The following is a 6,593-nucleotide window of genomic DNA, read 5'->3' on the forward strand; positions in this document are numbered from 1 at the left end:
TCGCTAAATATCTGCGTGACGCAGTAACTGTGTCGTACGGTAACCGCATGACGAAGGAATCTTACCGGCCCGTGGTGGCCGTCGCCGGAGCGACCGGCACCCAAGGCGGCGCGGCCACCCGCTCGCTGCTCGATCAGGGCTTCCGGGTCCGCGCCCTCACCCGCACTTCCGGCTCGGCCGCCGCCCACGCGCTGAGGGGCCTCGGCGCCGAGGTGCGCACGGCGGACTTCGGCGACAGCGAGTCACTGGAGGCCGCCCTGAAGGGCGCCGACGGGTTGTTCGCGATGTCCACGCCGTTCGGCTCCGACCCGGAGACCGAGGTCCGGCAGGGCATCGACCTGCTGGAGGCCGCCCGTGGGGTCGGGGTCGGGCACATCGTGTTCACCTCGGCCGCGCACGCCGACCGCGACACGGGCATCCCGCACTTCGACAGCAAGCACCGCATCGAGCGGCGCCTACGAGGGCTGGGGGTGCCGTGGACGATCCTCGGACCGGCCGCGTTCATGGACAACTACACGGTCGAGTGGTCGCTGGAGGGTCTGCGCGAGGGCCGGTTCGTGCTCCCGATGCCGGCCGACCGGCCGCTGACGCTGATTCCCGTGCGGGACATCGGTGCCTTCGCGGCCCATGTTCTCGCGCGGCCACAGGAGTTCGCGGGCCGGCGCATCGACATCGCCTCCGACCAGCTGACCTGCATGGAGATCGCGGAGGCGCTGACCGGGGCGTGCGGCCGACCGATCGCCTTCGAGCGGCTGCCGATCGCCCACGTCGAGGCGTTCTCGGCCGACCTCGCCGCGATGTTCCGCTACTTCACCGAGGTCGGCCTCGATGTGGACGTGGACGCCCTGCGGCGCGACTTTCCGGAGATCGGCTGGCAGCGCTTCGGCACCTGGGCGGCCGAGCACACCTGGCCGGTCGACTGAGCCCCCGGTCCGGGGACGGCAGCCCCGAGGAAGGGATGGGTACGTGCAGGGGCGGCTGGGGCGAGAAAAGCCCCAGTTCAGCCCACCCTCGTCCCCGCCGCCACATACGTCCGCCGCAAGAATCGCAGCAGCGTCTTCCGCTCGAACTGCACCACCGCCACACCCCCCGCAGCCGAGTGGAACTCCACCACCGCCTGCACCCGCCCGCACGGCCACACCCGTACCTCCCCCGACCCCACCGGCGCCCGCAACCCCTCCTCCAGCAGGTCGCGCGCGAACGTCCACTCATGCGGACCGGGCAGGCCGATCCGTACCGCGCGCGGGTCGGACTCGGGGTCGTAGCGCAGGACGACGGGGACCGCGTCGCGGTCGTCGTCCTGGGTGTCCGTGACGATATGGGCTCGGGCGTACTGCTCGACTGCGGACATCGGACGGGCCCCTTACGCTGCGTGACCTGTGCAGAAGCTGTGAATCCGCTTCCTCTCCAATGTCGCACATTCTCCCGATTCCGCCTCAGATTGCTCCCGCTTCGCTCTTGCGAGAGGTTCGCAACAAGCCTCTATTATCGAACGGTGCATGTCCCTGATGGATTCATCAACGCCCCCGTGTCCGTAGCGGCCGGAGTGGTCGCCGCCGGAGCCGTCGCCGTGAGCCTGCGTGGCGCCCGGCGCGAGCTGGACGAACGGACCGCTCCGCTCGCCGGGCTGGTGGCCGCGTTCATCTTCGCCGTGCAGATGCTGAACTTCCCGGTCGCGGCCGGCACCAGCGGACACCTGCTCGGCGGCGCGCTCGCCGCGATACTCGTGGGCCCCTACACAGGGGTCCTGTGCGTGTCCGTGGTCCTCCTCATGCAGGGCATCCTCTTCGCGGACGGCGGCCTGACCGCGCTCGGCGTGAACATCACGGTCATGGCCGTGGTGACCAGCGTCGTCGCGTACGCCACCTTCCGCGGACTGGTGAAGGTGCTGCCCAAGAAGCGCCGTTCCATCACCGTCTCCGCCTTCGTCGCCGCCGCCGTCTCCGTGCCCGCCGCCGCCCTCGCCTTCACGCTCGTCTACGCGATCGGCGGCACGACGGACGTACCGATCGGGCGGGTACTGACCGCCATGGTCGGCGTCCACGTCCTCATCGGGCTCGGCGAGGCCGCGATCACCGCGTTCACGGTCGGCGCCGTCATCGCCGTACGGCCGGATCTCGTCCACGGCGCCAAGGGCCTGACCCAGAAGCTCCGGCTGCGGGTCAACGGCGAACTGGTCGACGCGGCGCCCGAGCCGCAGCCCACGACGCCCGCACCCGCCCCCGCCCACCGCACCCGCAACGTCTGGCTGACCGGCCTCGCCGCCTCCCTCGTCCTCGCGGGCGTCGTCAGCTTCTACGCCTCCGCGAACCCCGACGGCCTGGAGAAGGTCGCCGCCGACAAGGGCATCGACGCCAAGGTCGAGGAACACGCCGCCGCCGACTCCCCGCTCGCCGACTACGGCGTCGAGGGCATCACCGACGGACGGCTCTCCGGCGGTCTCGCCGGGGTGATCGGCGTCGGCGTCACGATCGTCGCCGGGACCGGTGTCTTCTGGGCGGTGCGCAGCCGTCGTACCGACGAGAACGCACCCGCGGCCTCGTCCGGCACCCCGCGCGCGAGCGTCTGACATGGGCGCCGGGCACGCCCATCGGCTGTACCGGCACGCCCACTCCCCGGTGCACTCGCTGCCGCCGCACACCAAGCTCGCCGCCGCCTTCGGCTTCGTGATCGTGGTCGTGTCCACGCCCCGGGAGGCGGTGTGGGCCTTCGGCGCCTACGCCGTGCTGCTGGCGGGTGTCGCCCGGCTCGCCCGCGTACCCGCCGGGTTTCTGCTCAAGCGGCTGCTGATCGAGGTGCCGTTCGTCGCCTTCGCCGTGCTCATGCCGTTCGTGGCGGAGGGCGAGCGGGTCGAGGTGCTGGGGATGTCGCTCAGCGTCAGCGGGCTGTGGGGCGCCTGGAACGTCCTCGCCAAGGGCACCCTCGGTGTCGCCACCTCCGTACTCCTCGCCTCCACCACCGAACTGCGCGAACTCCTCCTCGGGCTGCAACGGCTCAAGCTCCCGCCGCTGCTCGTGCAGATCGCCTCCTTCATGATCCGGTACGGCGATGTCATCGCCGACGAGATGCGGCGGATGCGGATCGCCCGGGAGTCGCGGGGGTTCGAGGCGAGCGGCGTACGGCACTGGGGCGTGCTCGCCAAGTCCGCCGGGGCGTTGTTCATCCGGTCCTACGAGCGCGGCGAGCGCGTCTATCTGGCCATGGTCAGCCGGGGGTACGCCGGGTCCATGCCCGTCATCGACGAGGTGAGCGCGTCCCGGGCGCAGTGGTCGTACGCCTTCGCGCTGCCGGTCGCCGCGCTCGTCGTCTGTGTGCTGGGATGGTCCCTGTGACAGCCCCCAACTCTCTTGACGTGGCCGGACTCGCCTACGCCTACCCCGACGGCCACCAGGCCCTCTTCGGCGTCGACTTCACCGTCGGGCGCGGGGAGCGGGTCGCGCTGCTCGGGCCGAACGGGGCCGGCAAGACGACCCTCGTGCTCCATCTCAACGGCATTCTCACGGCGGGAGCAGGGTCGGTCACCGTGGCCGGGCTGGCCGTCGGCAAGCGGCACATGGCCGAAATTCGACGCAAGGTCGGGATCGTCTTCCAGGACCCCGACGACCAGCTCTTCATGCCGACCGTCCGCGAGGACGTCGCCTTCGGGCCGGCCGCGGCGGGCATGAAGGGCGCGGAGCTGGAGGGGCGGGTGCGTACGGCGCTCGAACTCGTCGGGATGGCCGACTTCGCCGACCGGCCGCCGCATCATCTCTCCTTCGGGCAGCGGCGCCGGGTGGCCGTGGCGACCGTGCTCGCCATGGAGCCCGAGATCCTCGTCCTCGACGAGCCGTCGTCCAACCTCGACCCCGCCTCGCGCCGCGAACTGGCCGACATCCTGCGGTCGTTGGACGTCACCGTCCTCATGGTCACGCACGATCTGCCGTACGCCCTGGAGCTGTGCCCGCGCGCGCTGATCCTCAGCGAGGGCGTCATCGCCGCCGACGGACCCACCGGCGAACTCCTCGCCGACGACGCCCTGATGCGCGCGCACCGCCTTGAGTTGCCGTTCGGTTTCGACCCGCGCTCCGTCTCCACCGCCCGCACTTCCTGACCACGGGCGCGTGGACAATGGGCGCGTGATCGAACAAGAGGACGCGCACGACGGTACGTACCACCCCGGGTCGCCGCGCCTCGACGACCAGTTGTGCTTCGCGCTCTACGCCGCCCAGCGCGCGGTGACCGCCGCCTACCGCCCGCTCCTCGACGAGCTGGGCATCACCTACCCCCAGTACCTCGTGCTGCTCGTCCTGTGGGAGCGCGGCGAGGTGACCGTGAAGGAGCTGGGCACCGCCCTGTGCCTCGACTACGGCACGGTCTCGCCGCTGCTCAAGCGGCTGGAGGCGGCGGGGCTCGTCCGCCGGGAGCGGTCGGCGCTGGACGAGCGGTCGGTGTCCGTCCGGGTCACCCGGCACGGCGGTGAGCTGCGGGAGCGCGCGGTGCGCATCCCGGGCGAGCTGCTCGCGGCGACGGAACTGGACGGGGCCGAGGTGGCGCGGCTGCGGGGCGAGCTGCGGGAGCTGGCGGCACGGGCCCAGGGCGCGGCCGACCGGGCCCGGCGCTGACCGATCCGCCACTGACCGGCCCGGCGCTGACCTGAGGTTACCCACGGTTCCTACCCCCGGGTAGCGGGTACATCCCTACCGGCCGGTACCTTGTGCACGATGTAATTGACGTAGTTGTTTTTGGTGGAGGTTTTGCAGTGACCGACGAAGGCTCCGCTGTCGACACCCGTCCGACGAAGATCATGTACGTCGCCGAGGCCACCGCCCACGGCGGCCGGGACGGTGAGATCACGAGCCAGGACGGCCAGATCGCGCTGAAGGTCGCGATGCCGCCCGCGCTGGGCGGCGACGGCAACGGCACCAACCCCGAGCAGCTGTTCGCGGCCGGCTACAGCTCCTGCTTCCACAACGCGCTGGTCCTCGTCGGCCGCCGCGAAGGCTACGACCTCACCGGCTCCACGGTCGCCGCGAAGGTCGGCATCGGCCCCAACAAGCAGCGCGGCTACGGCCTCGCGGTCGCCCTGAGCGTCTCGCTGCCGGTCCTGGACCAGGACATCGCGGCGAAGCTGGTGGAGGCGGCGCACATGGTCTGCCCGTACTCGAACGCCACCCGCGACAACATCGATGTGACGATCATCCTGGGCTGATCCGCCGGACCGAGGAATCCCGGTCGGGTGCGGGCGCGTTACCCCGCCGTGGACTTGAACGTGGACTTGAACGTGAACGGCACAGTCTCCGCGGGCTTCGAACCCGTCCAGGACGCGTTCGTACGAAACTTCGCGACCGGCGGCGAACGCGGCGCCGCCGTGACCGTGTACCGGGACGGGCGCCGGGTCGTCGACCTGTGGGCCGGCACCCGTGACGTGGACGGCGACGCGCCCTGGGAGCACGGCACCGCGCAGATCGTGCGCTCGGCGACGAAGGGTGTCGCAGCGGCCGTACTCCTGATGCTGGCCGAGCGCGGCGAGCTGGACCTGGACGCTCCCGTCGGCGAGTACTGGCCCGAGTACAAGACGGCGGGCAAGGAACGCACCCTCGTACGGCACGTCCTCGCGCACCGCGCGGGCGTCCCGGTGCTGGACCGGCCGCTCACGCCCGCGCAGGCCGCCGATCCCGCCCTCGGCGCGGCGGCGGTCGCGGCGCAGGCGCCGGTCTGGGAGCCGGGGACGGACCACGGGTACCACGCGCAGACGTACAGCTGGCTGACGGGCGAGCTGGTACGGCGGGTCAGCGGGCGTCCGATCGGCGAGTGGGTGGCGTCGGAGATCGCGGGCCCGGCCGGGCTGGACCTCTGGCTCGGCCTGCCGGAGGCGGAGGCACAGGCGGGGCGCGTGGGCCGGGTCGGCCGGATCCCCACCCCAGACGAGCCCTCGGGGCCAGGCAGCGGCCTCCGCACCCGCCCCAAGCGTTCCGTGGCCGCCGCCTACGCCGACCCGGAGTCCCTCACGAGCCGCGCCTTCGCCGCGATCACCCCGCTCCCGGACGAGAACGACCCGGCCTACCGCGCCGCCGCGCTCCCCGCCTCCAACGGCATCGCCACGGCCGACGGACTCGCCCGCTTCTACGCCTCCCTGATCGGCCAAGTCGACGGCGGCACCCGCCTGTTCTCCCCGGAGACGGTCGAGTCGGCCCGCCGCGAGGAATCCGCAGGACCGGACCGCGTCCTGGTGATCGGCACCCGTTTCGGCGCCGGCTACATGCTGCACGGCACCGCCGCACCGCTCCTCACCCCCGGCTCCTTCGGCCACCCCGGCCGAGGCGGCGCCCTCGGCTTCGCCGACCCGGAGTCGGGCATCGCCTTCGGCTACGTCACGAACGGCTTCCGCAAGAGCGTGACGGCGGACGCGCGGGCGCAGGCGTTGGTACGGGCGGTACGTGCCAGCTTGCCGGGCACTTGAGGACGACGGAACCCGTCTCTCTTCCTCGCCCCCGCCGCCCCTACCCGTCCCATCCCTGGGGGCTGCGCCCCCAGCCCCCCCCCTTGTCGCGCTGAACGCGCTCGTCCTCAAACGCCGGACGGGCTAAGTAGTCAGCCCGTCCGGCGTTTGAGGA

General features: G+C 71.8%; 8 protein-coding genes. 7 read left to right on the top strand and 1 reads right to left on the bottom strand.

The genetic code is table 11. From position 1 onward, the window contains the following. Positions 1-47 precede the first annotated feature (47 nt). Positions 48-923, top strand: a complete 876-nt coding sequence (locus CW359_RS37005; RefSeq protein WP_105974599.1) for an NmrA/HSCARG family protein — start codon at positions 48-50, stop codon at positions 921-923. A 77-nt stretch (positions 924-1,000) separates the two neighbouring features. Here CW359_RS37005 and CW359_RS37010 read toward each other — a convergent pair whose 3' ends face one another. After that, positions 1,001-1,351 carry an SsgA family sporulation/cell division regulator gene (locus CW359_RS37010; protein ID WP_105974600.1) on the bottom strand — a complete coding sequence of 117 codons (351 nt, stop codon included), beginning with the start codon at positions 1,349-1,351 and terminating at the stop codon, positions 1,001-1,003. A gap of 144 nt (positions 1,352-1,495) precedes the next feature. Between CW359_RS37010 and CW359_RS37015 the strand changes: the two genes are divergently transcribed. The 6 genes from CW359_RS37015 to CW359_RS37040 all read left to right on the top strand — a co-directional run bounded on the left by CW359_RS37015 (position 1,496) and on the right by CW359_RS37040 (position 6,439). Then, the gene (locus CW359_RS37015; RefSeq protein WP_105974601.1) at positions 1,496-2,569 is read left to right on the top strand and encodes an energy-coupling factor ABC transporter permease; all 1,074 of its coding nucleotides are present in this window, start codon (positions 1,496-1,498) and stop codon (positions 2,567-2,569) included. 1 nt (position 2,570) lies between these two features. Beyond that, positions 2,571-3,332: a cobalt ECF transporter T component CbiQ gene (gene cbiQ, locus CW359_RS37020; protein ID WP_105974602.1), complete on the top strand. Its 762-nt coding sequence runs from the start codon at positions 2,571-2,573 to the stop codon at positions 3,330-3,332. Next, positions 3,320-4,090: an energy-coupling factor ABC transporter ATP-binding protein gene (locus tag CW359_RS37025; protein ID WP_198655522.1), complete on the top strand. Its 771-nt coding sequence runs from the start codon at positions 3,320-3,322 to the stop codon at positions 4,088-4,090. Before cbiQ ends, CW359_RS37025 begins: the two co-directional genes overlap by 13 nt. 25 nt (positions 4,091-4,115) lie before the next feature. Beyond that, a complete protein-coding gene (locus tag CW359_RS37030) occupies positions 4,116-4,601 on the top strand; it encodes a MarR family winged helix-turn-helix transcriptional regulator (RefSeq protein WP_105974604.1) in 486 nt (161 codons plus the stop codon). A 182-nt stretch (positions 4,602-4,783) separates the two neighbouring features. Then, a complete protein-coding gene (locus CW359_RS37035) occupies positions 4,784-5,188 on the top strand; it encodes an organic hydroperoxide resistance protein (RefSeq protein WP_198655524.1) in 405 nt (134 codons plus the stop codon). Between the two features lie 66 nt (positions 5,189-5,254). Further along, the gene (locus CW359_RS37040) at positions 5,255-6,439 is read left to right on the top strand and encodes a serine hydrolase domain-containing protein (RefSeq protein WP_105974609.1); all 1,185 of its coding nucleotides are present in this window, start codon (positions 5,255-5,257) and stop codon (positions 6,437-6,439) included. The last annotated feature ends 154 nt before the right edge of the window (positions 6,440-6,593 follow it).

Source organism: Streptomyces geranii (assembly GCF_002954775.1).
GTDB classification, from domain to species: Bacteria; Actinomycetota; Actinomycetes; order Streptomycetales; family Streptomycetaceae; genus Streptomyces; species Streptomyces geranii.

Excerpts from the sequence above, each read along its gene's own strand:
- CW359_RS37035 (WP_198655524.1), top strand. The coding sequence starts at position 4,784 with ATGTACGTCGCCGAGGCCACCGCCCACGGCGGCCGGGACGGTGAGATC.
- CW359_RS37005 (WP_105974599.1), top strand. The coding sequence starts at position 48 with ATGACGAAGGAATCTTACCGGCCCGTGGTGGCCGTCGCCGGAGCGACC.
- CW359_RS37010 (WP_105974600.1), bottom strand. The coding sequence starts at position 1,351 with ATGTCCGCAGTCGAGCAGTACGCCCGAGCCCATATCGTCACGGACACC.
- cbiQ (WP_105974602.1), top strand. The coding sequence starts at position 2,571 with ATGGGCGCCGGGCACGCCCATCGGCTGTACCGGCACGCCCACTCCCCG.
- CW359_RS37025 (WP_198655522.1), top strand. The coding sequence starts at position 3,320 with ATGGTCCCTGTGACAGCCCCCAACTCTCTTGACGTGGCCGGACTCGCC.